The sequence below is a fragment of the Streptomonospora wellingtoniae genome (genome assembly GCF_031845375.1).
GTDB lineage: Bacteria > Actinomycetota > Actinomycetes > Streptosporangiales > Streptosporangiaceae > Streptomonospora > Streptomonospora wellingtoniae.
This window is the reverse complement of the sequence record NZ_JAVREK010000007.1, coordinates 1-24,363: the sequence shown is the minus strand read 5'-3', so window position 1 is coordinate 24,363 and position 24,363 is coordinate 1. Positions and strand designations below refer to the sequence as shown.

General features: G+C 73.3%; 20 protein-coding genes. 9 read left to right on the top strand and 11 right to left on the bottom strand.

Going from position 1 to position 24,363, the window contains the following annotated elements:
- Positions 1–474: 474 nt before the first annotated feature.
- On the top strand, positions 475–1,551 hold the full coding sequence (locus tag RM446_RS08775) for a Gfo/Idh/MocA family oxidoreductase (protein WP_311544690.1): 1,077 nt from the start codon (positions 475–477) through the stop codon (positions 1,549–1,551).
- Between the two features lie 75 nt (positions 1,552–1,626).
- On the opposite strand, the gene RM446_RS08770 is transcribed toward RM446_RS08775, so the two are convergent.
- Positions 1,627–2,253 carry a TetR/AcrR family transcriptional regulator gene (locus RM446_RS08770; protein ID WP_311544689.1) on the bottom strand — a complete coding sequence of 209 codons (627 nt, stop codon included), beginning with the start codon at positions 2,251–2,253 and terminating at the stop codon, positions 1,627–1,629.
- 53 nt (positions 2,254–2,306) lie between these two features.
- On the opposite strand from RM446_RS08770, the gene RM446_RS08765 reads away from it, so the two are divergent.
- From RM446_RS08765 to RM446_RS08750, 4 genes are all read left to right on the top strand, one after another.
- Positions 2,307–3,545: an MFS transporter gene (locus RM446_RS08765; protein WP_311544688.1), complete on the top strand. Its 1,239-nt coding sequence runs from the start codon at positions 2,307–2,309 to the stop codon at positions 3,543–3,545.
- Positions 3,546–3,684: 139 nt separating this feature from the next.
- Positions 3,685–4,899, top strand: a complete 1,215-nt coding sequence (locus RM446_RS08760; RefSeq protein WP_398694755.1) for an MFS transporter — start codon at positions 3,685–3,687, stop codon at positions 4,897–4,899.
- Positions 4,900–4,965: 66 nt separating this feature from the next.
- Positions 4,966–6,339: a four-carbon acid sugar kinase family protein gene (locus RM446_RS08755; RefSeq protein ID WP_311544687.1), complete on the top strand. Its 1,374-nt coding sequence runs from the start codon at positions 4,966–4,968 to the stop codon at positions 6,337–6,339.
- 218 nt (positions 6,340–6,557) lie between these two features.
- Entirely contained in the window at positions 6,558–7,676 is a 1,119-nt protein-coding gene (locus RM446_RS08750) for an adenosine deaminase (RefSeq protein ID WP_311544686.1), read from the top strand.
- A gap of 31 nt (positions 7,677–7,707) precedes the next feature.
- On the opposite strand, the gene RM446_RS08745 is transcribed toward RM446_RS08750, so the two are convergent.
- The 3 genes from RM446_RS08745 to RM446_RS08735 all read right to left on the bottom strand — a co-directional run bounded on the left by RM446_RS08745 (position 7,708) and on the right by RM446_RS08735 (position 10,669).
- On the bottom strand, positions 7,708–8,022 hold the full coding sequence (locus tag RM446_RS08745; protein ID WP_398694811.1) for a DUF4873 domain-containing protein: 315 nt from the start codon (positions 8,020–8,022) through the stop codon (positions 7,708–7,710).
- Positions 8,023–8,027: 5 nt separating this feature from the next.
- Positions 8,028–9,593: a flavin-containing monooxygenase gene (locus RM446_RS08740; RefSeq protein WP_311544684.1), complete on the bottom strand. Its 1,566-nt coding sequence runs from the start codon at positions 9,591–9,593 to the stop codon at positions 8,028–8,030.
- A 101-nt stretch (positions 9,594–9,694) separates the two neighbouring features.
- Positions 9,695–10,669: an AurF N-oxygenase family protein gene (locus tag RM446_RS08735; protein ID WP_311544683.1), complete on the bottom strand. Its 975-nt coding sequence runs from the start codon at positions 10,667–10,669 to the stop codon at positions 9,695–9,697.
- 245 nt (positions 10,670–10,914) lie between these two features.
- On the opposite strand from RM446_RS08735, the gene RM446_RS08730 reads away from it, so the two are divergent.
- Positions 10,915–11,814, top strand: coding sequence for a MerR family transcriptional regulator (locus RM446_RS08730; RefSeq protein ID WP_311544682.1), 900 nt, complete (start codon positions 10,915–10,917; stop codon positions 11,812–11,814).
- Position 11,815: 1 nt separating this feature from the next.
- On the opposite strand, the gene RM446_RS08725 is transcribed toward RM446_RS08730, so the two are convergent.
- The 3 genes from RM446_RS08725 to RM446_RS08715 form a co-directional block, all read right to left on the bottom strand.
- Positions 11,816–12,127, bottom strand: coding sequence for an alpha/beta fold hydrolase (locus RM446_RS08725; protein ID WP_311544681.1), 312 nt, complete (start codon positions 12,125–12,127; stop codon positions 11,816–11,818).
- Complete coding sequence (locus RM446_RS08720) at positions 12,106–12,753, bottom strand: alpha/beta fold hydrolase (protein ID WP_311544680.1); 648 nt, start codon at positions 12,751–12,753, stop codon at positions 12,106–12,108. The genes RM446_RS08725 and RM446_RS08720 overlap by 22 nt, the downstream gene beginning before the upstream one ends.
- A 99-nt stretch (positions 12,754–12,852) precedes the next feature.
- Positions 12,853–14,634, bottom strand: coding sequence for a GMC family oxidoreductase (locus RM446_RS08715; protein WP_311544825.1), 1,782 nt, complete (start codon positions 14,632–14,634; stop codon positions 12,853–12,855).
- Between the two features lie 311 nt (positions 14,635–14,945).
- Between RM446_RS08715 and RM446_RS08710 the strand changes: the two genes are divergently transcribed.
- Positions 14,946–15,569 (top strand): DUF6230 family protein, encoded by a 624-nt coding sequence (locus tag RM446_RS08710; protein ID WP_311544679.1) that lies wholly within the window; start codon positions 14,946–14,948, stop codon positions 15,567–15,569.
- Between the two features lie 4 nt (positions 15,570–15,573).
- Positions 15,574–17,154 carry a DUF6114 domain-containing protein gene (locus RM446_RS08705; RefSeq protein WP_311544678.1) on the top strand — a complete coding sequence of 527 codons (1,581 nt, stop codon included), beginning with the start codon at positions 15,574–15,576 and terminating at the stop codon, positions 17,152–17,154.
- Positions 17,155–17,293: 139 nt separating this feature from the next.
- Here the strand turns inward: RM446_RS08705 and RM446_RS08700 are convergent, their stop codons facing one another.
- A complete protein-coding gene (locus tag RM446_RS08700) occupies positions 17,294–19,198 on the bottom strand; it encodes a UvrD-helicase domain-containing protein (protein ID WP_311544677.1) in 1,905 nt (634 codons plus the stop codon).
- A 922-nt stretch (positions 19,199–20,120) separates the two neighbouring features.
- Here RM446_RS08700 and RM446_RS08695 point away from each other — a divergent pair.
- Positions 20,121–20,756: a DUF1707 SHOCT-like domain-containing protein gene (locus tag RM446_RS08695; RefSeq protein WP_311544676.1), complete on the top strand. Its 636-nt coding sequence runs from the start codon at positions 20,121–20,123 to the stop codon at positions 20,754–20,756.
- Positions 20,757–20,836: 80 nt separating this feature from the next.
- Here RM446_RS08695 and RM446_RS08690 read toward each other — a convergent pair whose 3' ends face one another.
- From RM446_RS08690 to RM446_RS08680, 3 genes are all read right to left on the bottom strand, one after another.
- Positions 20,837–21,367: a hypothetical protein gene (locus RM446_RS08690; protein ID WP_311544675.1), complete on the bottom strand. Its 531-nt coding sequence runs from the start codon at positions 21,365–21,367 to the stop codon at positions 20,837–20,839.
- 302 nt (positions 21,368–21,669) lie between these two features.
- On the bottom strand, positions 21,670–23,505 hold the full coding sequence (gene cydC, locus RM446_RS08685; protein WP_449657176.1) for a thiol reductant ABC exporter subunit CydC: 1,836 nt from the start codon (positions 23,503–23,505) through the stop codon (positions 21,670–21,672).
- The coding region (locus RM446_RS08680; RefSeq protein WP_311544674.1) for an ATP-binding cassette domain-containing protein at positions 23,502–24,363 on the bottom strand (862 nt) is incomplete at its 5' end. The genes RM446_RS08680 and cydC, both read right to left, overlap by 4 nt.

Genomic DNA, 24,363 nt, shown 5'->3' with positions numbered 1-24,363 from the left:
CCGGCCGCAACCGCGGGAAAGAAGTCCCTATGGATTGCTGTCAGGAACATCCGCCGATGCTCCCTGGGAAGCTGCCGGAGTTCGCGATCGAAAACCTTGAGGGACGTGAACTTCACGGCCCCTCGCTGGGCTTCTCGCCGGTGACCTCTTCCAGGTGAGAGAGAAACTCCGCCCCTGTCATAGGCGAGTTGACCTCTCCCGCGGCGAGTTCATGGTCCTTCGGTAAGTACGGACATTCGTCTGCGGCCTTCTTCCCGGAACACTTCGGTCCGCGCGACTCTAGCCAACCGGTACACAGAGTGTCTGGCGTTCACCGAATGTGGTCGGCCCAGAGCTGTTCCGACTCGGTGGGCGCGATAGTGGCGGCACGGTAGCGACGCGCAACCCTCCGCCCAGTTCTTTCCGCGGACTTCCCGCGACCGCGGCCACGATCCCGCGGCCGGGCCCGTGGCCCGGGCTGGCTACCGTGGGGGGATGACCTCTGCGAACGACGCTGAACGAGAACTGCAGGTCGCCGTCATCGGGTACGGCAAGGGCGGCGAGGTGTTCCACGCGCCGCTCGTCGACGCCACGCCGGGGCTGCGGCTCGCGGCGGTGGTGACCCGCAACCCTGACCGCCAGGCGGCCGTGCGGGAGCGCTATCCCGGGGCCGAGGTGCTCTCCTCGGCCGATGAGTTGTGGAAGCGCACCGGCGACATCGACCTCGCGGTGGTCACGACGCCCAACGAGACGCACGTGCCGCTCGCGCGGGCCGCGATGGAGGCCGGGTTCGCCGCCGTGGTGGACAAGCCGTTCGCGTTGACCGCGGCGGAGGCGCGCGCCCTGGCCGAGGACGCGAGGCGGCTCGGCCAGGTGCTGACCGTCTACCAGAACCGGCGCTGGGACTCCGACTTCCTGACCCTGTGGAAGCTGGTGGAGGAGGGTGCGCTCGGCCGAGTGCACCGCTTCGAGTCGCGGTTCGAGCGCTGGCGACCCGAGGTCGGGGGCACCTGGCGCGACAGCGGCGACCCCGACGCCGGCGCCGGAATCCTCTACGATCTCGGGCCTCACCTGATCGACCAGGCGGTCAACCTGTTCGGGCCGGTGGAGGCGGTCTACGCTGAATTGGACGCCCGGCGCGGGGCGGCGGCCGACGACGACTCCTTCCTGGCGCTGACGCACACCGGCGGCGTGCGTTCGCACCTGTGGATGAGCGCATTCGCCGCCCGGATGGGGCCGCGATTCCGGGTGCTGGGCGACCGCGCGGCGTTCACGATCGACGGGCTGGACTCCCAGGAGGCACGCCTGAACGGCGGCGAACGGCCCGACGTGTCCGACTGGGGCGTCGAGCCGGAGTCGGCGTGGGGCCGGCTGGGCACCGTCGAGGAATCGCAGCCGGTCCGCAGCGAGCGCGGCGCCTACCCGGCGTTCTACGCGGGCGTGCGCGACGCGGTCGGCGAGGGAGAGCCGCTGCCGGTCGAGCTGCACGAGGTGGTGCACGGCCTGGAGGTCATCGAGGCCGCGCGCCGCAGCGCCCGCACCGGGCAGGTGACGGCGGTGCGGTCGGACTGACCGACGGCCGCAGGGCGTCGAACCAACGGTTGAGTTGGTTCGGGATGGCCGGAGTCGCCTGCCGGGCGGCTCCGGTCAGGCTCGCCCGGCCTCGCTCCCTCCCTCGACGGCCGGCGTGTGCTCCACGCCGCGTACCGCTGCGCTCGCCATGGCGACGATGTGCGCGCGCAGGTCGGCCGAGCCCTGGGCGTTGAGCACCCGCGGGCCCACCACCAGGCGCGCCACATGCGGCATGGCGAACGGCCACGCGCCCATCCCGATCAGCGAGAGCAGGGTCATCGCGGCCGTGCTGTCGGGCTCGACGCCCAGGCTGCCGGCCAGAGCGAGCACCTTGGTGGCGTAGACGTCGGAGCGGGCGCCGTCCTCGGGCAGTGGGCGGTCCTTGAAGTACAGCGCCTCCCACATCAGCAGGCGCACCATGGTGCCGTTGGCGGCGTGGGCGTCGTAGAGCCGCCCCACCCACTCGCCGACGTCCTCGCCCGGCCGCGGCAGCGATGCGGCGTGCTCGCTCTTGACCGCCTCCAGCACCGCGTGGAACAGCTTCTCCTTGCTTCCGAAGTGGCCGTAGACGCGCTCCTTGTTCACGCCCGCGCGCTCGGCGATGCGGTCGATGCGCCCGCCGGCGATCCCGTGCTCGGCGAACTCCTCGCGTCCCGCCTCCAGCAGCTTGCGGCGGGTGGCCGCGCTGTCCCTAGGTGACATGGCGCAAGCATACCCAATTGACATCCAACTGTTTGGTTGGTTTCGTAAGCGGCATGCTCAAGCAGACCTCCGGCCGTGCAGCCGCTGAGCCGGTCCCGCAGCCGACCCCTGTTCCGCGCCCGACCCCGCAGATCCTGGTCATCTCCGCGGCCGCCCTCGCCGTGCTCGGCCAGCTGTACCTGGCCCTTCCGCTGCTGTCCCCGATCGCCGACTCCACCGGGTCCACCGTCGATCAGGCCAGCTGGGCGGTCACCGCGTTCGGTGCCGCCTACGCACTGGGGTTCCTGGTCGTCGGCCCGCTCGGCCCGCGCGTCGGCTACCGCCGACTCATCGTCGCCGGAGTCGCCGCAACCGCCCTGTTCGCCTGCGTAACGGCCTTCATGCCCACGGTCGAGACCGTCGTCGCGGCCCGCGCCCTGCAGGGATGCGCCGCAGCGGCCTTCGCGCCCACCGCGATCGCCTACCTGACCCGTACCATCCCGCCGCACCGCAGGACCTTCGCGTTCGCCACGCTGACCAGCTCGTTCCTCGCCGCCGCGGTCGTCGCACAGGTCGCCGCCCAGCTCATCACCGCCCGCTGGGACTGGCCGGCGGTGTTCCTGGTCTCCGGCGCGGCCACCGCCGCTGTGGCCGTGCTCGCCCGCTACGTGCTCGTGGCCGACCGGCCGGAGCAGGCGGTCTCGCCCGCCGCGGCCTACCGCGGCCTGGCTCAGGCCGCGGTCCGGCCGCACCTGCTGCCCTTCTACGGGATCGCCGTCACCGTGCTCTTCGGCTTCGTGGGGCTGTACGCGGCGATCCGGCTCGCCGACCCGCTCGGCGTGGCCGCCGACGACGACGCCCTGCTCGCGCTCCGCGCCGGCGGGCTGCCCGCCATCCTGCTCGCGCCCCTAGTGGCACCGCTGCTGTCGAGGCTTTCGGTGCTGCACCGGCTCGCGGCCGGCCTGGCGGCCTCGGCCGTGTTCATCGCGGCCGCCGGGCTCTCCGTTCCGCTCGTCGGCTCGATCGGCCTCTTCACCGTGCTGATCGCGGGCTACGTGCTGGCCACGGCCGTGGCCGTGCCCGCCGCGATGCAGGGCTCCCAGGCCGCCGCCGGAGAGCAGTCCGCCGCGGTCGGCGCCATGTACGGCTTCTGGCTCTACATCGGATCCAGCCTCGCGGCGCCGGTCGTCGCTGGGACCTCCGTCCTGGGCTTTGCGGCCCTGAGCGGGCTGTTCGCCGGGGTCCTGCTCGTCGGCGCCGCGTTGGCCCTGATCGCCGCCGCCCTCGCCTCCCGCGGCGCGGGCACGCGCTAGAGCGATGGGAAGGAGCCTCCCATCACCGTTGATCTTGTAGCTATCGTGATTTTGAATCGTTCTCTCTCACGTTAGCTACAAGATCAACGGGGATGAGCGGTGCGCGCCCGGGCGCCGTTCCGCGGCTAACGTCGGACGTGTGGATGAGGGGACTGCGGTAGGGGGACACGTCGGCCACCGGGCCGGCAGCAGCGGGTACCGGCGCATCGTCGCGGCGATGACCGCCGCCGGGGTGGCCACGTTCGCGCAGCTCTACGCGGTCCAGGCGGTGCTTCCCGGTCTGGCCGACAGCTTCGCGGCGTCCGCCTCGAGCGTGGCCCTGAGCGTCTCCTTCGCCACCGGCGGCCTGGCGGCGTTCGTGCTGGTCTGGAGCGGTATCGCGGACCGCATCGGCCGTGTACGGGTCATGGCGGTCGCGTTGACCGTCTCCACGGCGCTCGGATTGGCGGCACCCTTCGCGCCGGACATGTGGACGCTGCTCCTTCTGCGGGGCCTGCAGGGCGCGGCGCTGGGCGGGGTGCCGGCCGTGGCCATGGCCTACCTCGCCGAGGAGGTCCACGCCGCTCACCTCTCCCGCGTGGCCGGGATCTACATCGCCGGCAACACCGTCGGCGGGATGAGCGGGCGCCTGGTCGCCGGCGCGGTCGCCGACCTCGGCGGATGGCGCTGGGGCGTGGCCGCCGACTCGCTGCTCGCCCTGGCCGCGCTGGTCGTCTTCGCCGTCGCGATCCCGCGCACCCGCGGATTCACCCCCAGGCACCACGGATCGTCCGGGCCGGGCCTGGCGCGGCGCGTGCGCTCCGCCGTCGGCGACCCCGGCCTGATCGGGCTGTACTGCCAGGCGCTGTTCCTGATGGGCGCCTTCGTCACCGTCTACAACTACCTCGGCTTCCGGATGACCGGCCCGCCCTTCGGCCTGTCCCAGACGCTCGTGGCGTCCCTGTTCGTCGCCTACCTCTCGGGCACCGCCGGCTCGGCCGCCGCCGGGCGCCTGGCCGAGCGGATCGGCCGGCGGGCCGTGCTGCTGTGCGGCGTCGCCGGTATGGCCGCCTCCGCCGGCCTCCTGCTCGTCCCCGCGCTCTGGGCCGTCGCCGCCGGGCTGCTCGTGTTCACCTTCGCCTTCTTCTCGGCCCACGCCACAGCATCGGCGTGGGTGGGACACCGGGCCACGACCGCGCGCGCCCAGGCGGCGGCGCTGTACACACTGGCCTACTATCTGGGCTCCAGCGCGTTCGGCTGGCTGGGCGGAGTCTTCTACGACGCCGTCGGCTGGACCGGTGTGGTCGCCTACGTCCTCGCGCTGTGCGCGGTCGCCGCCCTGGCTGGAACCGTGCTGCTCGGGCGCCGGGGATGAGAGGCTCGTAAGCCCGCGGGCGGTGCCGCCGCGACCGGCGCAGTGCAGCAGGAAGGGAAGGTAGCCGTGGCCCAGGTACTCGTCCTCGCCGACGACCTCACCGGCGCCAACGCCACCGGCGCCCGTTTCGCGCGCGCCGGGATGCGGGTCGCCACCGTCACCCCCGAGCACGTGGCCGCCGTCGCCGAGGAGTACGACGTCGTGGTGGCCAACCTCGACAGCCGCCACGCTTCGCCCGAGCAGGCCGCCGACCTGGTGACCGACGTCGTCGAGGCGATCTGGCCGGTCGGCCTGGTCGTCAAGCGCTTCGACAGCGCGCTGCGCGGCAACGTCGGCGCCGAACTGGAGGCGGCCTGGCGGGCCGTGCGCGAGCGCGTGCCCGCCCGCTGGGCCGTGCGCGCGCTGGTCGTGCCCGCGTTCCCCACCGCAGGCTGCACCACCGTCGACGGCGTGCAGTTGCTCGGCGGGCAGCCGCTGGAGGCCACCGATCTGGCCCGCGACCCCTTCTGCCCGATGGACACCGGCGACGTCGCGGCGATCCTCGCCCGCCAGAGCACACTGGGCGTGCGCAGGCTGCCCGCCCGCCAGGTCACCGAGAGCATGCTCGCCGCCGAGCTGCGCTCCGGGCACGATCCCGTGCTGGTCTGCGACGCCGCGGACGAGCAGCGCATCGAGGGTCTCGCGCAGGCCGCAGCGGAGGTGCACCGCGAGGACGGAACGGTGTGGGTGGCCGCCGACCCCGGCCCCAGCGGCGCACTGCTGGCCTATGCGCTGCGCCTGCGCGGCCAGGCCGGTGCACCGGGGCCGCTGCTGGCCGTGGCCGGCAGCACCACGGGACCGACCCGGCGCCAGTTCGACGCCCTCGCCCGCTCGGGGCCCGCGCGGTTCGTCGACGCCGATCCCGTCCGCCTGGGCGTCGGCGACCGGAGCCACGCCGCCGATGTCGCGCGGCAGCTCATCGACCGGCTGACCTCCGCAGTCTTCCCCGACGTCGTGGCGCTGCGGCTGCTCGACCCCGGTCCCGCCGCCGATTCCCGCCGCGCCGAACGGGCCCTGCCCGCCCGCCTCGCCGACCTGCTCGCCGGGGTGATGGAGGCGGTCGAGGAGGAGGCCGGGACCCACGCCCTGCCCAGCGGCCTGTTCATCACCGGCGGCGACGTCACCTCCAGCGTGTTCGACGCGCTGGGCGTGCACGGGTTCGTCGTGGCCGGAGAGGTGCTGCCGCTGGCCGTGCACGGCACGCTGAACGGCGGGCCGCTGGACGGCGTGCCCGCGGTGGTCAAGGGCGGGTTCGTCGGCGACGAGTCGGCGGCGGTCGAGTGTCTGGGCCGGCTGCGCCGCGCCGCGCGCGCCCGGCTCCAACAGGTGCACTCCGAGGTCTCCGAGCACGTCCTGCCGCCGGCGGGACCGCCCGCGAGCCAGCCGTTCTCAGGCGCCTGATGCCCCTCGGAGACCACACCACCGGCACATCACCGCTGATCTTGTAGCTATCGTCACTGGAAATCGTTTTCCTTCACGATGGCTACAAGATCAACGGGAATCACCGACCCCCTCCCGGCCCGCGCCGGACGGGGGTCGTCTAGACTTCCGGGCAATTTACCCGCATGAGGGCGGTGACCGCCCTCAGCGTCTGAACCCGACGGACTCCAAGGAGGAAGATGACACCACTCGGCTACGAGACGATCCGGCGCCTACCCAAGGTGCTGCTGCACGACCACCTCGTCGGCGGCCTGCGTCCGCGCACCGTGCTTGACTTGGCCGCGCGCTCCGGCGCCGACCTGCCCGCCGACGACCCCGCCCGCCTGCGGGACTGGTTCGCCGCCGCGGCGACCACCCCGGAGGAGCGGGCCCGCCGGCTGGACCCGCTCCCGGCGCTGCTGCAGGACACCGAGTCCCTGACCCGCGCGGCCGCCGAGTGCGCCCAGGACCTCGCTGACGACGGCGTGGTCTACGCCGAGGTCAAGCTCGCGCCCGAGCAGCACACCGAAGGCGGGCTGACCCGCGAGCAGGTCGTGGACGCGGTGCTGGAAGGACTGCGGGTCGGTCGAGCCAAGGCGCGGCTGTTCGGTGCGCACACGGACGTGCGCCTGCTCCTCACGGCCATGCGCCAGGCCGCCGACTCCCTGGAGATAGCCGATCTGGCGGTGCGCTACCGGCACCGCGGCGTGGTGGGCTTCGACATCGCCGGACCCGAGGCCGGCTTCCCGCCCACCCGCCACATCTCCGCCTGCGAGCACGTCAAGCGGGCCAACTTCCACCTCACCCTGCACGCCGGCGAGGGGTTCGGGCCGTCCTCCATCTGGGAGGCGATCCAGTGGTGCGGCGCCGACCGCCTCGGCCAGGGAGTGCGGATCGTCGACGACATCGCCCTCGCCGACGACGGCTCCGCCAAGCTGGGCGAACTCGCCGCCTACATCCGCGACAAGCGCATCCCGCTGGAGCTGTGCCCGACCTCCAACGTCAGCTCCGGGGTGCTGCCGTCGCTGGCCGAGCACCCGGTCGACGCGCTGCGCCGGCTGCGGTTCCGCGTCACCGTCAACACCGACAACCGGCTGCTGGACAGCACCTGCCTCAGCGAGGAGCTGGCGCGGATCAGCGCGGAGTTCGGCTACACCGCCGAGACGTTGCGCTGGTTCACGGTCAACGCGATGAAGTCGGCCTTCATCGGCCACGACGAGCGCCTGGCGCTCATCGACCGGGTGATCAAGCCCGGCTACGCCGAGCTGGAGGTCCACCGGGCCGGCGCGGCGTTCTTCCGCCAGGAGGACCCCTGGTAACCGGCCCGCGGCGGACCGCCCCGGCCGCGCCTCAGTCCTCGTCGGGCGCGACCTCGGGCACCGCGAACGGGGGCGTCCCGGTGCCCACGATGCGGTACCCGCCCCAGACGTTGGTCTCGGCCAGCGTGCCGGCGCCCTCGTGCCCCCCGGGGGTGCGCAGCAGGACCTCGGTATCGCCGGACCGGTAGGCGGCGTCGGCCGCCGGACCGGCGGAGACGCGGCCGACCCAGCGGTAGGCGCCCACAAGCGGGTCGAAGCGCCCGGCGAGGTGCGTCTCGACCTCGGCCTCGACGCCGCCCGCGACCAGGGTCGCCGACCCGTGGTACTCCTCCTCGTCGTCGCCCATCCCGCTCACTGCCGCCTGCCCCCTTCCCGCGCCCGGCCCGCCGCGGCTCGCGTCCGGCCGGACGCGGGCGCGGGCCACAGGCGGTAGCCGCCGGGGTCGAAGCGGCTGGTGCGCAGCTTGTAGTCCCAGGTGAAGCCGGGCCACAGCGTGGTGTTGCGGCCCTGGTCGTTGAGATACCAGCTGTCGCAGCCGCCCGTGACCCAGACGGTGCCCCCCGTCTTGTCCTGGACCCACCGGCTGTAGGCTTCCTGCGCCTCGGCGCGCGGCTCCAGTCGTTCGACGCCGCGGTCGTGGGCATAGCGCAGCGCGGCCATCGTGTAGCCGATCTGGGCCTCCAGCATGAACAACTGGGAGCTGTGTCCCAGGCCAGTGTTGGGTCCGGCCAGCACGAACAGGTTCGGGTAGCCGGCGACGGTGGTGCCCCGGTGCGCCTGCATGTCCGAACCCCGGCGCCAGCGGTCGGCGAGCAGCACCCCCTCGCCGTCGCGGATGCGGTGCGAGACAGGGCTGTCGGTGACGTGGAAGCCGGTTCCGAAGATGAGCGTGTCCACCTCGTGGCGGGTGCCGTCGCGTGTGACCACGGCGTCGGGCTCGATCTCGGCGATGGGCTCGGTGACCACGTCGACGTTGGGGGCGTCCAGCGCGGGATAGTAGTCGTTGGACATCAGGATGCGCTTGCAGCCGATGGTGTAGTCCGGGACCAGCTTGCGCCGAAGACCGGGGTCTTCGACCCCGCGCCGCAGGTTGGCCCGGGCGAGCTTCTCGACGATCCTGAGCAGCCGCGGGTTCTTGGCGAACCCGATGACGTAGGTCTCCCGTCCCCAGTAGATGCAGGTCCGGGCGAGGCGCTGGAGCAGCGGCACGGCGTTGTAGAGCCGCCGCTCCGCCGCGGTGATGCCGCGATCGTGCCGCGGGATCACCCAGGGCGGAGTGCGCTGGAACACCCGCATCCTGCCCACGGTCGGCTGGATCTCGGGGATGAACTGGATCGCCGACGCGCCGGTGCCCACGACGGCGACCCGCCGGCCGGCGAAGTCGTGTGCATGGTCCCAGGTGGCCGAGTGGAAGACGGCTCCGCGGAAGGTGTCCAGCCCGGGGATGGCGGGATAGGCGGGGTCGGCGAGCGGTCCGCAGCCGGTTACCAGGAACTGCGCGGTGACGGTGCCGCCGCTGGTGCGCACCCGCCAGCGGCCGTGCTCGGGTTCCCAGCGGGCCTCCTCCACGTCGTGGCCGAACCGGATGTGGCGCACCACGTCGTAGTCCTTGGCCACCCGGCGCAGGTAGTCCCAGATCTCGGGCTGCGGCGAGAAGCTGCGGCTCCAGTCCGGGTTCGGGGCGAAGGAGAAGGAGTACAGGTGGGAGGGGACGTCGCAGGCGGCGCCAGGGTAGTCGTTGTCCCGCCAGGTGCCGCCGACGTCGTCGGCGCGCTCCAGCAGCACGATGTCGTCGAGTCCGGCCCGCTTGAGCCGGACCGCCATGCCGATCCCGGCGAAGCCGGTGCCGATCACGGCGACCCGGAAATGGGGGGCCGCCGCCTCCTGGTCCTCGGTCACGTCCTGGTCGTCGGTCACGTCAACCGATCCTTTCCGGCCGGTGGAGCGGTCCGGCGCCCGGCCGGGCCGCAGCTCCGCGCGGCCCGGCCGGGGCCGGCGGAAAGAGCCGGCCCGGGTGCTCAGGCGCGTTGAGCCTCCGGGCCGGCGGTCGAGGGGGCCGCGCCGGGGCGGCCGAGCAGTCCGGCCTTGCGCCAGAGGTACCTGCCGGGGCCGGAGATGGCGCCGGCGCGGTCGAGGGTGGCGACGACCTTGCGGGCCGCCCAGGTCTTGGTGTCGGTCCAGTGCGGGTTGCGCCGGGCCGCCTTGCGGGCCGCGCGGGGGTCCAGGCCAATCCGCTCGTAGACCTCGGGGCTGATCAGCCGGGTCGCGGAGTAGTAGACGACCAGGCCGAGGACCAGCCGGCTGTAGTGCTGCACCAGGGCGCCGCGCCTGTTCCAGTCGCGGGCGAACTCCTCGCGGGCGTAGCGCATGTGGCGGGCCTCCTCCACAACGTGGATGCGCGAGACCGCCCGGGTGAGCGGCTCCAGCTCCTCGTCGGCCATGATCTCCCGCTGCAGCTGGTCCAGGATCTCCTCGACGAACAGGGCGCCGCTGAAGGTCAGCGGCCCGTTGGAGACGGTCTTGAAGACCTTGCCGAGGACGTGCGCGACCGGGTCGAGCCGGTAGAAGGGCGCGTCGAGCTTGTCCAGCAGCTTGGCGAACATGACCGAGTGGCGGCACTCGTCGGCGATCTCGGTGTAGGCGTACTGGACGTGGTTAGTGGTGGGGTCCCGGTCGTAGGCGTGGCGCACCAGCATCTGCATCAAGATGGTCTCGAACCAGATCCCGATGCTGGCGACGCTGGCGATCTCCTGGCGGCTGAGCTCCTTGCGCTGCTCCTCGGTGAGGGAGTCCCACAGCTCGGTGCCGTAGAGGGACAGGCGCTCGGGCCGGATGGCGTAGCGGTCCGGATCGACAGGGGCGTCCCAGTCGATCTCCACGAGGGGGTCGAAGGACGCCTTGGCCGACGAGCGCAGCAGGCGCTTGGCGATGTCTTCGCGGTCGGTCGTGCGGGTCTGCGGCTCAACGGTCACGTCGGTCCTCCTCGTCCTCATCCGGCGGCGGCCCGGCGGCTGCGGGCGCTGGGGGGACCGGCTGGTCCCGCCGGCGGGCGCCGGGCCGCGCCTTGAGGGGCGGATGTGATCTCGTCCACACCGGTTGCCGAAACATTACAACGGACATTGTCACAATTCAACCGGTAGTCGTGTGCGGAGGCGAGGCGGTGCCGGATTCGGTTGCCGCGCCCGCCCGCGCTCGCGGTGGACCGCCGGCCGGGGCGCGACGCCATAGGCTTGGGGCCATGGCCGAATACCGCATCGACGAGTTGGCGCGGCTCGCGGGTACCACGGTGCGAAACGTCCGGGTGTACCAGGACCGCGGGCTGCTCTCTCCGCCGCGCCGCGAGGGGCGCGTGGGCATCTACACCGAGGCCCACCTGGCGCGGCTGCGGCTGATCGGCCAGTTGCTCAAGCGCGGCTATACCTTCGCCAACATCAGTGAGCTCGTCACCGTCTGGGAGCGCGGCGGCGACCTCAACGACATCCTCGGCTTCGAGTCGGCGATGGGCGACCCCTGGTCGGACGAGATCCCCGGCTACGTCACCATGCGCGAGCTGCGCGAGATGTTCCCCGGGCAGGTGAGCGCGCCGAACGTGACGCGTTCGCTGCGGCTGGGCCTGCTGGAGCGCGAAGGGCTGCGCTTCCGGGTGCCCAGCCCGAGGCTGCTCAACGCCGGCGCCGAACTGGTGGCCGCCGGCATGGAGCTGAGCACCGTGCTGGACATCTCCGAGCGACTCAAGGAGCGTGTGGGCGCCCTCGCCGGCGAGCTCGTGCGCGCGGTGGCCGACCACATCCTGGCCGAGCACGCCCCGCAGGGCATCCTGCAGGGCGACGAGATAGCCGAGACCGCGACGCTGGTGCGCCGGCTGCGGCCGCTGGCCCAGACCGCGGTCGACGCCATGCTCGCCGACGCGATGGCTCGCAGCCTGCATGAGGTGATGGGCGAGCACTTCGCCGAGGTCCTGGAGCACATCAATGAGCGCAAGGGCGCTGCGGCGGGGACGGCCGGCGGCGGCGCCGGCGCGCCCGACCGGGCGGCGCCGGACGATGCGCCGGGCGCCGGCGCGCCCGACCGGGCGGCGCCGGACGATGCGCCGGGCGGAGGCGCACCCGGCAGCGGCGCCGGGCGGCGCTCGGCCTGATTCAGCCCTCCCGCAGACCGACCGCCCCGCGGCACAGGGCCGCCAGCTCCGCGCCGACCGCATCGGGCGCCTCCATCGGAAGCATGTGGCCGCAGCCCGCCATCACGCGCAGGCGCGCCCGCGGCAGTGCGCGGGCGAGCTCGCGGGGGTGGCGCGGACTCACCACCCGGTCGCGGTCGCCCGCCAGCACACGCACGTGCAGCCCTCGCAGCGCGCCGAGCCCGGCGGAGAGGTCCTGGCCGGCGAGCGACTCGTAGAACCCGGCCACCACCCGGGTCGGCGTGCCGTGGATCAGCTCGGCGCACTCCCGCACGTGCAGCGGATCGGCGGCGGCCCGAACGCGGTCCGCCGCACGGCCGCGCGGAAGGCGCCCGCGTGCGGCGGAAGCAGCAGGCGCAGCCGGTCGACGGCACCCGGAGCCAGCCCCAGCGCGCGCATCGCGCACCGCCGGGCGGCGGCCCCCGCCCGCGCGCCGAGCGGCCGGCCGGGGCCGGTCGCCTCCAGTCGGCCCGCGCCGGTCGCCGCCAGCAGGACGCCCGAGACCCGATCGGCCGTGAAACCGGGGTGGGCCGCGGCCAGTGCGATGACCGCGCGCCCGCCCGTCGAATGGCCGCCCAGCACGACGGGTCCCTCCGGGGCGCAGTGCTCCAGCACGCGCATCAGGTCGTCGCCGAGCACGGCGCTGCCCAGCGGGCGCGAGCCCAGCGTGGAGCCGCCGTGGCCCCGCTGGTCCCAGCGGACGGTGCGCACGGCGACGCCGGGTTCGGCGGCAAGCCGCGCGGCCTGCGGCCGCCAGGTGTCCGACGCCAGCGCCCAGCCGTGCGCCAGGACCGCGGTCACCGGCGCGTCGGCCGGGCCGCGGATGTGCACCTGCAGTTCGGCGCCGTCCGGCGTCTGAACGATCCGGGCCCGGTCCACGGCGTTGCGGAGCGGGGGCACGGGGCGCCTCCTTCGCGTTCGGGGGTGGGGGAGGCCGCGCTCCCGGTGGCCGGTGCCCCGCGGGGACCGGGCGGGCCGCCGCGGCGCGCCGCGGCCGGGTCAGACGCGGTCGGCTTCCTCCGCCGGTGCGGAGCCGGGTCCGTGCCGGTTGACCACGCTCAGCGGCAGCGGCGCCGTGAAGCGCAGCTCGCCGCTGGCCCCTGCGGGCACGGCCGGGCTGTGCGGGAACACGGGGGTGACGCGCCGGTAGTCCGCGCCGGGCGCGGGCCGGGGGTCCTCGCCGCCCTTGTTCGGCCACAGCGACATCGCCCGCTCGGCCTGGGCGGTGATGGTCAGCGACGGATTGACGCCCAGGTTCGCCGAGACGGCCGATCCGTCGACCACGTGCACGCCGGGGTGGCCGTAGAGCCGGTGGTAGGGGTCGATGACCCCGTCCTCCGGGGAGGAGGCGATCGGGCAGCCGCCCAGAAAGTGCGCCGTCAGCGGGATGTCGAAGACCTCGCCGACGGTGCCGCCGGCGTGCCCGCCGATCTCGTCGGCCAGCCGGGTCATCACCTCCTGGCCCTGCGGGATCCAGGTGGGGTTGGGCTCGCCGTGGCCTTGGCGCGAGCTCAGGATCCGGCGGCCGAGCAGGCCGCGTTTGGTGAACGTCGTCAGCGAGTTGTCCAGGGACTGCATCACCAGCCCGATGATGGTGCGCTCGGAGAACCGGCGCACCGAGAGGCTGCGCGTGAAGATGTAGGGGTGGCGCGCGGCCAGACCCAGGAAGCGCAGCCACCGCGGCACGCGGCCGCCGCCGGGGACCTGGATCGTGGCCAGCATGCCCATGGCGTTGGAGCCCTTGCCGTAGCGGACCGGCTCGACGTGGGTGTGGGAGTCGGGGTGCATCGACGAGGTGATCGCCACGCCCCGGGAGAAGTCCTCGACCGGGGTGGTGCTCTGGGTCATCGCGCCCGCGAGCGACTCGGAATTGGTGCGCGTCAGCGTCCCCAGCCGCGCGGAGATCCGCGCCAGCATGCCGGCGTCGCGCATGCGGTGCAGCAGCGTCTGGGTGCCGTAGGTGCCCGCGGCGACCACGACCTGGCGGGCGGTGAAGGTGCGGGCGTAGCTGCGCTTGCGCGGGGCGCCGGTGGCCAGCGCGTCCACGGCGTAGCCCGGGCCCCGGCCGCCCTCGGCGGGCAGCTCGCGCAGCCGTTCGACCGTGGTCAAGGGGTGGATCACGGCGCCGTCGCGCTCGGCGAAGTAGAGGTAGTTCTCGGTGAGGGTGTTCTTGGCGCCGTGGCGGCAGCCGGTCATGCACGAGCCGCACTCGATGCAGGCGCGGCGCCGGGGACCCGCGCCGCCGAAGTAGGGGTCGCCGCCGGAGCTGCCCGGCTCGGCGGTGTGGTGGCCGTCGCCGTCGGCGCTGTCGCCGAAGTAGACGCCGACAGGCGCCAGGTGGAAGGTGCCGCCCACGCCCATGTCCTCGGCGACCTTCTTCAGGTGCGCGTCCGAGGGCGTGACGGTCGGGTTGGTGCGCACGCCGAGCATCCGGCGGGCCTGGTCGTAGTAGGGGGCCAGCTCCGAGCGCCAGTCGGTGATGTCGCGCCACTGGGGGTCGTCGTAGAAGTCGTCGAGCGGGGTGTAGAGCGTGTTCGCGTAGTTCAGCGATCCGCCGCCCACTCCGGCGCCGGCGAGGATCATCACGTCGCGCAGCAGGTGGATGCGCTGGATGCCGTACATGCCCAGGGCGGGTGCCCACAGGAAGTTGCGGACGTCCCACGAGGTCTCGGGCAGGGTTTCGGGTGTGAAGCGGCGTCCCGCTTCCAGGACGCCGACACGGTAGCCCTTTTCGGTCAGTCTCAGGGCGCTTACAGCGCCTCCGAAACCCGACCCGATCACGGCGACGTCATAGTCGAAGCCGTTGTCGGACCCGTCGGTTCCGGAGGTGGGGGCCGAGCCGCCCCCGGGCTCGGTGCTCTTCTCGTCCCTTGCCACGGCCTCGCCTTCCTTGAAGCGTTCATGCTGCTGAAGCCGTCCTCCCGGCGGAAACCGCGCGCGAGTCGGGCGGTTGGAAATGTGACATCAACTATTGTAATGTTCCTCACCTACCGGCCGGTAAGGTGTCCTGCGTAACACACCGCCGCCGACCCCTCACACCCCCTCGCCCCGTCGCGGACTCCGGAACCGGTGTCCGTAAAGGAGGAAGTCCAATGGCAGAGGAGACGCAAGCGGAGGCTCCCCGCGCTTCCGGAGGCACCGCGTGGAAACGGTTCGCGCTCGCCTTCATCCCGGCGCTGGGCGCTGCGGGAATCCTCGTCGGCCTGACCGCCCAAGGCACCCTCGCCGCGTCGTTCGCGGTCTCGGGCGAGAGCTTCAAGGTCTCCGCCGACCAGCTCAAGGGGTCCGGCTTCGCCCAGTTCGCCGACACCGCGACCTCCGCCGACGGCACCGAGCACCCCGTCGCCATCTCGGTCATAGACCACGCCGAACTGAGCAACCTCTGCCAGTCCGTGCTGATGGATACCGGGGTCGGAGAGGTGACCCTGCTGGTCAGGGCCGGTCAGGGCGAAAAACCGGCCGTCGCCGAGAACATGGTGATCGACGTCCAGCAGCTCTCCGGCGACGCCGAGTTCACCGAGATGGAGATCGGACGCGACGGCAGCACGGTCGAGAACACCAGCGGCGAGAGCGGCGAGCCCGGAGTCTTCGGCCAGCAGGCCGACACCGTCACCATCGACGGGCTCCGCCAGACCGCGTGGTCGGTCAACGCCGGCACCTTCAGCCTCACCGGACTGAAGCTGAGCGTGAAGCCCGGCAACCACGAGTGCTACTGATTCGATGACCCCGAACGGCACCCCACGCGAGGGGAAGGCCACGCGCTCGGCATTCCGGGAGTGGCGCAGGAGCCGCCCATTCTGGGGCGGCCTGCTGATCCTCCTCGCCGGCATCGTGATCGTCGCGGCGCCCGCTCTCAACCCCCTCGACCTGATCGTGCAGCAGGGCATCGCGGGCGTCTCCGGGTACTTCTCCGGACTCCTGCTGATGGCCGTCGGAGTCCTGGTGTGGCTCCAGCCGCCGCAGCGGATCTTCTACGGCGTCGCGGCGGTGCTGCTCTCGCTGGTCTCCTTCATCACCTCGAACTTCGGCGGCTTCGTATTCGGGATGCTCTTCGGTCTGGTCGGCGGTGCGCTAACCGCGGCCTGGGTGCCCCACCGCGAGCGCAGGGAGCCCGCGGGCGAACGCGGGCGCGCGGGTGCGGAGCGGGCCATCGACCGGCCCGGCGGCGGGGCGGGCGAGGGCGCGGCCGGCGAGGCCGGTGACGAGGCCGCGGAGAGCGGCGGGGACGAAACCTCCGCCGAAACCGGCGCGCCGGAGCGCGACCGGGCCGCGGCCCGCGACGAAGCGGCCCCGGCGCGCAGCCCCGCCGAGGGCGCCGAGGGCGCGGCCGGGACCGTCCGCGGCGGCGCGGGAGTCGGCGGTGCCACCTATTTCACGTCGCTGGAGGGCCCGCCCGGCGGCGACTCCGCGGGGCGCCGCCGTCGGCGGGCCGCCGACGACCCCGCCTCCGGAGGAGGCAGCGGGGCCGGCGGCTCCTCGGGCGGTGACCGGCTGCACTCCCTGGCCGCGGTGGCCGCGGCGCTGGCCATCGCGGTCCCCGTGCCCGCGACGGTCACCTGGCCCTGGGACGACTGGTTCGGCGGCGGCGAGGAGACCCCCGCCCCCGGGGACCCCTCCGCCACTCCTACCCCCACCTCCTCGCCCGCGCCGTCGCCTTCGGGAGGCGCGGACGGTTCGGACGGCGGCACCGACGGCGGTACGGGTACCGGCGGGCAAGAAGGGCAGGACGGCTCCGGCCGGCAGGGCGAGGAGGAGCCCCCGACCGCCGCGGAGTGCGAGGTCCAGGAGGGGCCGTCCGCCATGGGTGAGGAGGAGTACCGGGCGCTGCTCGAAGCCTGCCGGCAGGCCAAGGAGGACGGCGAGGCGCCCGAGTTCCAGGTGCACCAGGGCGACGGGCGGTGGCTCGCCCACACCGAGACCTCCGGGCTGAGCGCCGACGAACTGAGCATGGAGGGTGCGGCCTTCGAGGGTGTGGTGGAGTATCCCGTCGAGGGCGGAACCGTGCGCTACCTCAAGCTGACCATGGACACCGCGGAGTTCACCGGCGCGCGGCAGTGGAGCGAGCACGACGGCACCACCACGTCGCTCGGCATCCCCGCGATGACCATGTCGGGTGACGTCGTCATGCACGTCACCCGGATGAAGGTGCGGATCCTGGGCATCCCGCTGGAGTTCACGCCGGACTTCCCGCCCCCGCTGCTGCTGCCGTCGATGACCGTGACCGACCTGGAGGCCGACCAGCCGCTGGCCCAAGCCCGGACGGTGGAGATCACCGGCCTCGACGAGAGGGTGAAGCCCTGAGGGCGGCGCCCGCCGACGGCACCCCCCGACGGCGCCGCCGTCCGCCCCGGTGCGGGCGGGCCTGCCGCCGCCGAACGGACGGTGGGGCGGTCCGCAGACCGCCCCACCGCTGCCGTGCCGACCGGGCCGGCTCAGCCGGTCAGACTCCGGACAGCGCCCCGGCGGGCTCGGCCGCCCCGGCGTGCGGGCCGACGCCGTCCACGCGCGGCAGGAGCCGGCTGGGCGCACCGGTGTAGGAGACGTAGAGCGCATCGCGCGCGCGGGTGCCGGCCACGAACAGCAGGTTGCGCTCCTGCTGGTAGACCTGCTCCAGTGCAACCGGGTCGCCCTCCGCGGAGTCGACCGCGGCCTTGGGCGGCAGCAGCGGATCGCTCATGCCCACGATCGCCAGGCACCGGAACTCCTGGCCCTTGAGCCGGTGCAGCGTGCCCACCCGGACCGCGCGGACGTCCTCGGCGGAGTCCAGGGGAGCGGTGGGCACGCCGCGGGCCTGCAGTTCCTTTGCGATGTGCCGGACCACCCACTGGTTGCGGCCCGCCACCGCGATCGAGCCGGGAGCGACGCCGGCCTCGAGCCAGACCCGCACCCAGTCGCCCATGGCGGCGCGCTCCTCGGTCCGCGACGCGCAGCCGCGCACGACGGGCTCGGGGCCGTGCAGCAGCGAGCGGTAGCCGGCGAGGGTGTCGGCGTTGTCGTCCATGCCCAACGCCGGATGGCGGCCCAGGATCGGCATCGCCCAGCTGAGGATCTCCTGGGAGACGCGGTAGCTCACGCGCAGGCGGTGGCTGCGGCCGCGCACGTTCACCCCCAGAGAGGCCAGGGACACGCGGTTGTCGTAGATGCGCTGGTGCGGGTCGCCCACGATGAACAGGTCGTCGGGACCGGCGGGCACCGCGGCGCGCAGCATCCTCCACTGGGTCGGGTGCAGGTCCTGGGCCTCGTCGACGACGACGTGGCGGTAGCGGGGGCCGGAGCGCCCGAGCACGCGTGCGGCCTCCAGGGCGACCTGCGGATAGGACCACTCGTTGGCGACCTCCATCCCGCCCGTGTAGCGCTGAATCGTCTCCCACACCTGCGTTCGGTGCTCGGGCGCCAGGTGCAGCATTCGGCCGCTGCGCTCGCAGCGGATGTAATCGGTCAGGCGGGTGAGGTTCTGCGCGAGGATCACCTGCTCCCACTCGTCGACGAGGAACCGGCCGGAGTACGGCAGGCCGTCGGCGCGGGCGGCGTCGCGCCAGCGCCCACTCAGCTCCTCGCGGCCGAGCGTCTCGGGGCTGCGTCCGCTGCGCTCCTGGACCAGGGAGCGGGCGAGGCTGTCGACGGTGGCGACCTCGACCCGGTCGCGCAGCTCGCGGTCGGGAAGGACGCGGTCGAGCTGCTGGGACAGGATCTGGGCCAGCACCCGGTTGAACGTGGTGACCAGGATGCTGCGCCGTTCGTCGTGGGGGTGCCGGGCCGCGTCGCGGTGGGCGAGGTGTGCGGCGCGGTGCAGCGCGAGCACCGTCTTGCCGGTGCCCGGGCCTCCGGTGACCTGCGCCGAGCCGGCGAAGCGGGCGTCGACGATGCGGTGCTGGCGCGGATGCAGGGTGATCTGCCAGTCGGCGAAGGACTTGGCGAGGACGGCGGAGAGCTCCTCGGGGCCCGAGACGCGGGGCGGTCCGGTGAGCGCAGGGGAGCCGTCCGAGGCCTGTTCGACGAGCTCGACCGCGCCGTCGTCGGGTTCGGCGAGCGCGGACGATCCCGCACGGGGCGCCGGCGGACGCTCCGCCGCGGGCAGTTCCCGCGCCAGCGCCGCCGCTTCGTCGTGCGGGCGGATCGTGATCAGCCACTCGGAGCCCTCGGCGCCGGGGGCGACCACTCCGCTCCACTCCTGGCCGACCTGCAGCAGTCGGACCCTGGGGTCGGATGCGTCGGCGACGGTCTCGGTCGGGGCGCCGTCGCCCGTCATGTACGCCTGCACGGCCGTGAGCGCCGCGGTCTGGATGCCATGGTCGAGTCGGGAGAACTCGGAGAGGAAGGTCGGGGAAATGGCGAGCTTGGGCACGTCTGCGTATTCCTCCGGTCGCGTTCCTGAGGTGCTGTGTCGAGGTCGTGTCGGGAGGGGTTTCGGGGGCGGATCGGCCGCCGACCAGCGCGTTCATTAACAGGCATGCTCGCGCCGGAATTTGGGCAAACGCGGCGGGACGGCGGATGCCAGGCGGATTCCGGCGCATCGTCCCCGGCGATGAAAGGGCAGCTCACGGCGCCTGTTTCGGAGGTGTTTTCGATGCAGTGGGTGGGATGGTGCCGATGCGGGCGATGAGGTCCGATTCAGCGGGGTGCCTGCGGAGTCCGGAAGGCAGTTTTCCGGCTGACCGAAAAAGGGGCGACTGATGCGGAAAGGCCCGGAGACAAGCGGAACGATCCCAGTCGGCTCCCGTGGCGGAGCACGGTGTCAGGGGTGTCCGTTAAGTGTGGTGCGGAGGGGGCCTGCGCCCGAGCGGCGCGGCCGCGCACCGCGGACGGGTGGAGGCTCAGGGCCCTGCCGGGGCCCGTCCTACCCCGGCAGGGGCCTCAGCCGACTTGTCCGGTGGGACGGCTCCTCCGGCTCCGGGGCCGAACACCCGGCACCGCGAGCGGACGACCGCATGCGAAGAATCGATCCGCATGGCGCTTCGGCAGCGCGGGCATGCTGCTCGCGGCGCCGACGACCGGGCCTAGGCAGGGGAGATGTCCTCGCGTCGCACCCACCGATCAAATCGACGAACAATCATCGCACGTACAGCGGAATACTGAGCACTTTTCCCAGGGTCTTGTTTTGCTTACCTTGAGATGATTCCGTCCCTCTATAGTCCTCTGGGATGATTTGCCGCTATAAGTGAAACCGACGGGCGACAGAACTTTCGCGCACGCCGAGGGCACGGAAGCGCCCCGGCACGCGGAGCCCCGGCCGACGACGACCGGTCCGGCACGGCGACGGGAGCGGAGTGGAGCCAGACAGCGATGCGCGGTCGATGCGGGCGTCGGACGACGACCGCGACGAAGTGGCGCGCCTCCTGCGGGAGGCGGTCGCCGAAGGCCGCATCACGCTCGACGAACTGCACGAACGCCTCGACCTGACCTACCGTGCCCGCACCTACGCCGATCTCGCGCCCGTCACCGCCGATCTCCCCGTGGCGGGGGTCGCGCCGCCGGCGCCGGTGCCCGCACCGCGGGAAGGCGCCGGCGCGGCGGCGCTGACCGGCCCCTCCACTCCACTGGTCATCCGCTCGACGGCCGGCACCGTGGTCCGGAACGGGAACTGGCGCGTGCCCCGGCGGGTCGAGATCGGAAATCCCTACGGCGACACCCGCTTGGACTTCTCCGAGGCGAACCTGCTCGTCGACACAGTCGATATCGTGCTGCACGGCCCGTGGGGCTTTATCAAGATCGTTCTTCCGGACGCGGCTACGGCTGTTGCCGCCGTGGACACGTCCTTATTCGGCAGTTGCGACTCGGCCGTGCCCGACATACCCGCCCCGCCGGCCCCGCACTTCCGGATCACCGGCAACATCAAGGGCGGAGCCCTTCGGGTGCGCTATCGGCGGCCGATGGACGACTGGGTGGACTGGACGATGTGGTGAAGGCAGGCCCCCGCAGCGGTTGCGGCGGCTGGGGCGGAGGGCCCGGGACGCCCGGTCGGCCCGAGTCCGCTCGGCGCTGGTCAGCCGCTCCGCTCGGTCTGCTCCACCCGGTGCACACCCAGCGCGGTCGCGGTGAGCGCGGATTCGCCGAAGTGCGCCGGATCCAGGCGCACCTCCACCACGAGACCGGGTTCGACAAGCCAGAACACCAGGCCGTCAATCCGGTGCCCGGCCGCCTCGCCGTGGCGGAACGGGCGCAGGGCCCCGTCGGCCATGTCGCGCTCGTGGTACTCGGAGAGGAAGTCCCGCACCGCCGCGAGGTCGCCCAAGCGCTCACCACGCAGGACGTTGACCTTCAGGTCGACTGTGTAGCCGCCGTCGGGAAGCTCCCGCTCCCACACCCGCGAGGAGAACGCGACGCCGCCCCACTCGGTGTGGAAGTCGGAGACCTGGCCTCCGACGCCCTCGGGCAGGTGTCCGACGGTGAAGCCCGCCAGCTCGTGCATGCCGACCTCCTCGACCGCGCCGCCGGCCGGCGGCGGTGGCAGCGGTCCGACGCCGACGGCGAGCACTGTGCAGACGAGGACAGTGAACAGGACTCGGGCGGTCATGCGCATGGTGCACCTCCGATGGAGCTGAGGACGTCCCCGATGGACGCCCGGTCGACCTCCATGCTCGAAGTTCCGGAAGGCCCGGTTCCAGACGGATTCACCGCCTGTGGACGGCTCCGACCGGCTGCTCCCCGCGCCCCGCGGCCGGCTGCGGCGTGGAAGAAGTGCGGAGCGGTACCGCTCGCACGCCGGGCGGGACGTGCGCCGCCGCCTCCGCCCCATGAGTGTGCGGGCCGTCCGGCTCCTCGTCCTTCGGGCCGGGCATGCGGCGGAGAAGCGCCGACGCGCACCGCGCCCGTCCCCTACACGTGCAGAGCGCGCGCGTACCAGCCGTCCACCTCCGCCAGTTCCTGGTGGGTGCCGTGCTGGAGGATCTCGCCGTCGGCCACGACGTAGACGGCGTCCACCCGGTCCAGTCCCGCCAGGTCGTGGGTGATCAGCAGCGTTGAGTACCCCTCGGCCGCCGTCAGCAGGTCGTCGGTGACCGCGTCGCGCGTCTCGGGGTCCAGATGAGCCGTGGGCTCGTCCAGAACAAGCACCCGAGGCGCCGCCAACAGCGCCCGCGCGAGCGCGAGCCGCTGCCGCATGCCGCCGCTCAGCCGCATTCCGTGCGACCCCACCTCGGTGTCGAGCCCCTGCGGCATCGCACGCACCTCGTCGGCCAGCCGGGCGCGTCCCAGCGCCTCCCACAACCGGTCGTCGTCCGAACCCGGTGCGGCCAGCCGCAGGTTCTCCCGCACGGTGCTCGCGAAGATGTGCGGGTCCTGCGGCACTCCGGTCACGGCTCCGCGGACCTCGTCGGGGTCGTAGCGGGTGATGTCGGCGCCGTCCAGCTCCACCGCGCCGCCGTCGGGGTCGCGGAACCGCAGCAGGACGGCCGCCAGGGTGCTCTTCCCCGCGCCGCTGGGCCCGACCACCGCGACGGTGCTGCCCGGGGCGAGTTCGAGATCGACCCCCTTCAGCGCCCACGGCTCCTGCGGTCCGTACCGGACACTGAGGGAGCGCACGCGCAGGCCGCTCCCCGCGCCGTCGCCGCCGGAGCCGTCGGGTCCGCCCGCGGACGGCAGCCGACGCCCCGGCTCCGGCGGCGGCGCGATCTCGGGCGGGGTGTCAAGGATGTCGAACAGCCGCTCGCCGCCCGCGCGGATCGACCCGAGCCGCGCAGCGACGGCGGGCAGCGGCGCCACGATCTCGAACGCCGCCAGGGCCGTCAGCACCAGTACGGCCAGCGAGACGGCGCTGAGCGAACCGCCCTCCACGGCCGCGACACCGAGCAGCAGCGTGCCCCACACCGTCAGGCCGGTGATCAGCGAAACCGCTCCCGCCCCGAAGCCGAGGACCGCGGCGTCGCGCCGCGCGATCCGCGTCAGCTCCTCGTCCGCGTCGTTCACCCGCGCCACGGCGCGGTCCATCGCGCCGTAGGCCACCAGGTCCGGCGCTCCGTAGAGGGTGTCCACCAGAGCCGTGGCCAGCTCGCCGCGGGCCGCGGCCTGGCGCTGCCCGGGGCGCCGCCCCAGTGCCGCCGCGAACAGCGGCACCGCCAGCCCCGCCAGTACGAGCCCCGCGCCCAGCGCCAGACCGCCCGGCATCAGCAGTACCGTGCAGAACACCACCGCCGAGCCGCCGGTCAGCAGCGCCGCCAGCGGCGGCGTCAGCCCGCGGACCAGCAGGTCCTGAGTGGCGTCGGTGTCGCTGACCAGGCGCGAGACCAGGTCGCCGGAGCGGAACCGCCGGACCGGCTCGGTGCGCGCCAGCCGCTCGTAGACCCGCACACGCACGTCGGCCAGCGTCCGGAACGCGGCGTCGTGGGTCACCAGGCGCTCCAGGTAGCGGGTGACACCCCTGGAGATCCCCAGCGCCCGGGTCGCGACGACGGCCACGCTCAGCGCCGTGATCGGCGGGTGCTCGGCCGCCCGCGCGATCAGCCACGCGGCGACGCCGAGCAGGGCCACCCCCGACCCCGTCGCGAGCGCGCCCAGCACCACCCCGAGCACGAAGCGGCTGCTTCGCGGCCGCGCCAGCGCGATCATCCGCCACAGTGGATCCCGGCCGGGAGCGGCCGGGCGGGCACCGTGCTCGGCCCCCGCCGCGGCCCCGGCAGCACTCTGCGCGGGCTGCGGGGTGCTTTCGCCGCTCATGAGGCCACTCCCGATTCGACGCGTCCGCCCCGCACCGGGACCACCTCGTCGACTGCGTCTGCCCAGCGGGTGTCATGGGCGACGACCACGCCCGTGCGGCCGGAGAGCAGCCGCCTGACGGCCCTGCGCACCGTTGCTGCGTTGTCGGCGTCGAGATGGGCGGTGGGCTCGTCCAGCAGCACGATCGGGGCGTCGCGCAGGAACGCGCGCGCCACGGCGATGCGCTGCCGCTGCCCGGCGGACAGGCGGGCGCCGCGCTCGCCCAGCCGGGTCTCGTAGCCCTCGGGCAGCGCGCGGATGAACTCGTCGGCCTCGGCGTGCTCGGCGGCCAGCCGGACCTCGTCGACGCCCGCGCCGGGCGAGCCCAGCCGGATGTTGCCGGCGACCGTGTCGTCGAAGAGGTAGGGCGACTGCGGGACCCACGCGATGCGCCTCCGCCACGCGTCGGCGGGAATGCTCGGCAACGGGTTCCACGCCGCACCGTCCGGCGCCGACCCGGCGCCGGTGCGATCGGCGCCCGGCCGGTCGTCGGCGTCGCGCACCAGGATCCGGCCCGACACGGGCTCGGTGAACCGCAGCAGCAGCGAGAGAAGTGAGCTCTTGCCGGACCCGCTCGGCCCCACCAGCAGCATCGACCGGCCCGGCTCGATCAGCAGGTTCGCACCGTCGAGCGCGGGGGACTCCCTGCCGGGGTAGACGAGCCGGACGTCCTCCAGCCGGATCCACGCCGCCTTGGGGTGTTCAGCGGATGCGCCGTCCGCTCCGCTCGCTCGTCGCCTCTCCAACGTGGTGTTGTCTTGGAGGGTTCGGCTTCTCGCTCTGCTGCGCGGACGCCGGGTGTCGCCTTCGGAGGCGCCG

Excerpts from the sequence above, each read along its gene's own strand:
- RM446_RS08690 (WP_311544675.1), bottom strand. The coding sequence starts at position 21,367 with ATGACCGCCCGAGTCCTGTTCACTGTCCTCGTCTGCACAGTGCTCGCC.
- RM446_RS08705 (WP_311544678.1), top strand. The coding sequence starts at position 15,574 with ATGACCCCGAACGGCACCCCACGCGAGGGGAAGGCCACGCGCTCGGCA.
- RM446_RS08730 (WP_311544682.1), top strand. The coding sequence starts at position 10,915 with ATGGCCGAATACCGCATCGACGAGTTGGCGCGGCTCGCGGGTACCACG.
- cydC (WP_449657176.1), bottom strand. The coding sequence starts at position 23,505 with ATGAGCGGCGAAAGCACCCCGCAGCCCGCGCAGAGTGCTGCCGGGGCC.
- RM446_RS08735 (WP_311544683.1), bottom strand. The coding sequence starts at position 10,669 with ATGAGGACGAGGAGGACCGACGTGACCGTTGAGCCGCAGACCCGCACG.
- RM446_RS08765 (WP_311544688.1), top strand. The coding sequence starts at position 2,307 with ATGCTCAAGCAGACCTCCGGCCGTGCAGCCGCTGAGCCGGTCCCGCAG.
- RM446_RS08750 (WP_311544686.1), top strand. The coding sequence starts at position 6,558 with ATGACACCACTCGGCTACGAGACGATCCGGCGCCTACCCAAGGTGCTG.
- RM446_RS08775 (WP_311544690.1), top strand. The coding sequence starts at position 475 with ATGACCTCTGCGAACGACGCTGAACGAGAACTGCAGGTCGCCGTCATC.
- RM446_RS08770 (WP_311544689.1), bottom strand. The coding sequence starts at position 2,253 with ATGTCACCTAGGGACAGCGCGGCCACCCGCCGCAAGCTGCTGGAGGCG.
- RM446_RS08710 (WP_311544679.1), top strand. The coding sequence starts at position 14,946 with ATGGCAGAGGAGACGCAAGCGGAGGCTCCCCGCGCTTCCGGAGGCACC.
- RM446_RS08745 (WP_398694811.1), bottom strand. The coding sequence starts at position 8,022 with ATGGGCGACGACGAGGAGGAGTACCACGGGTCGGCGACCCTGGTCGCG.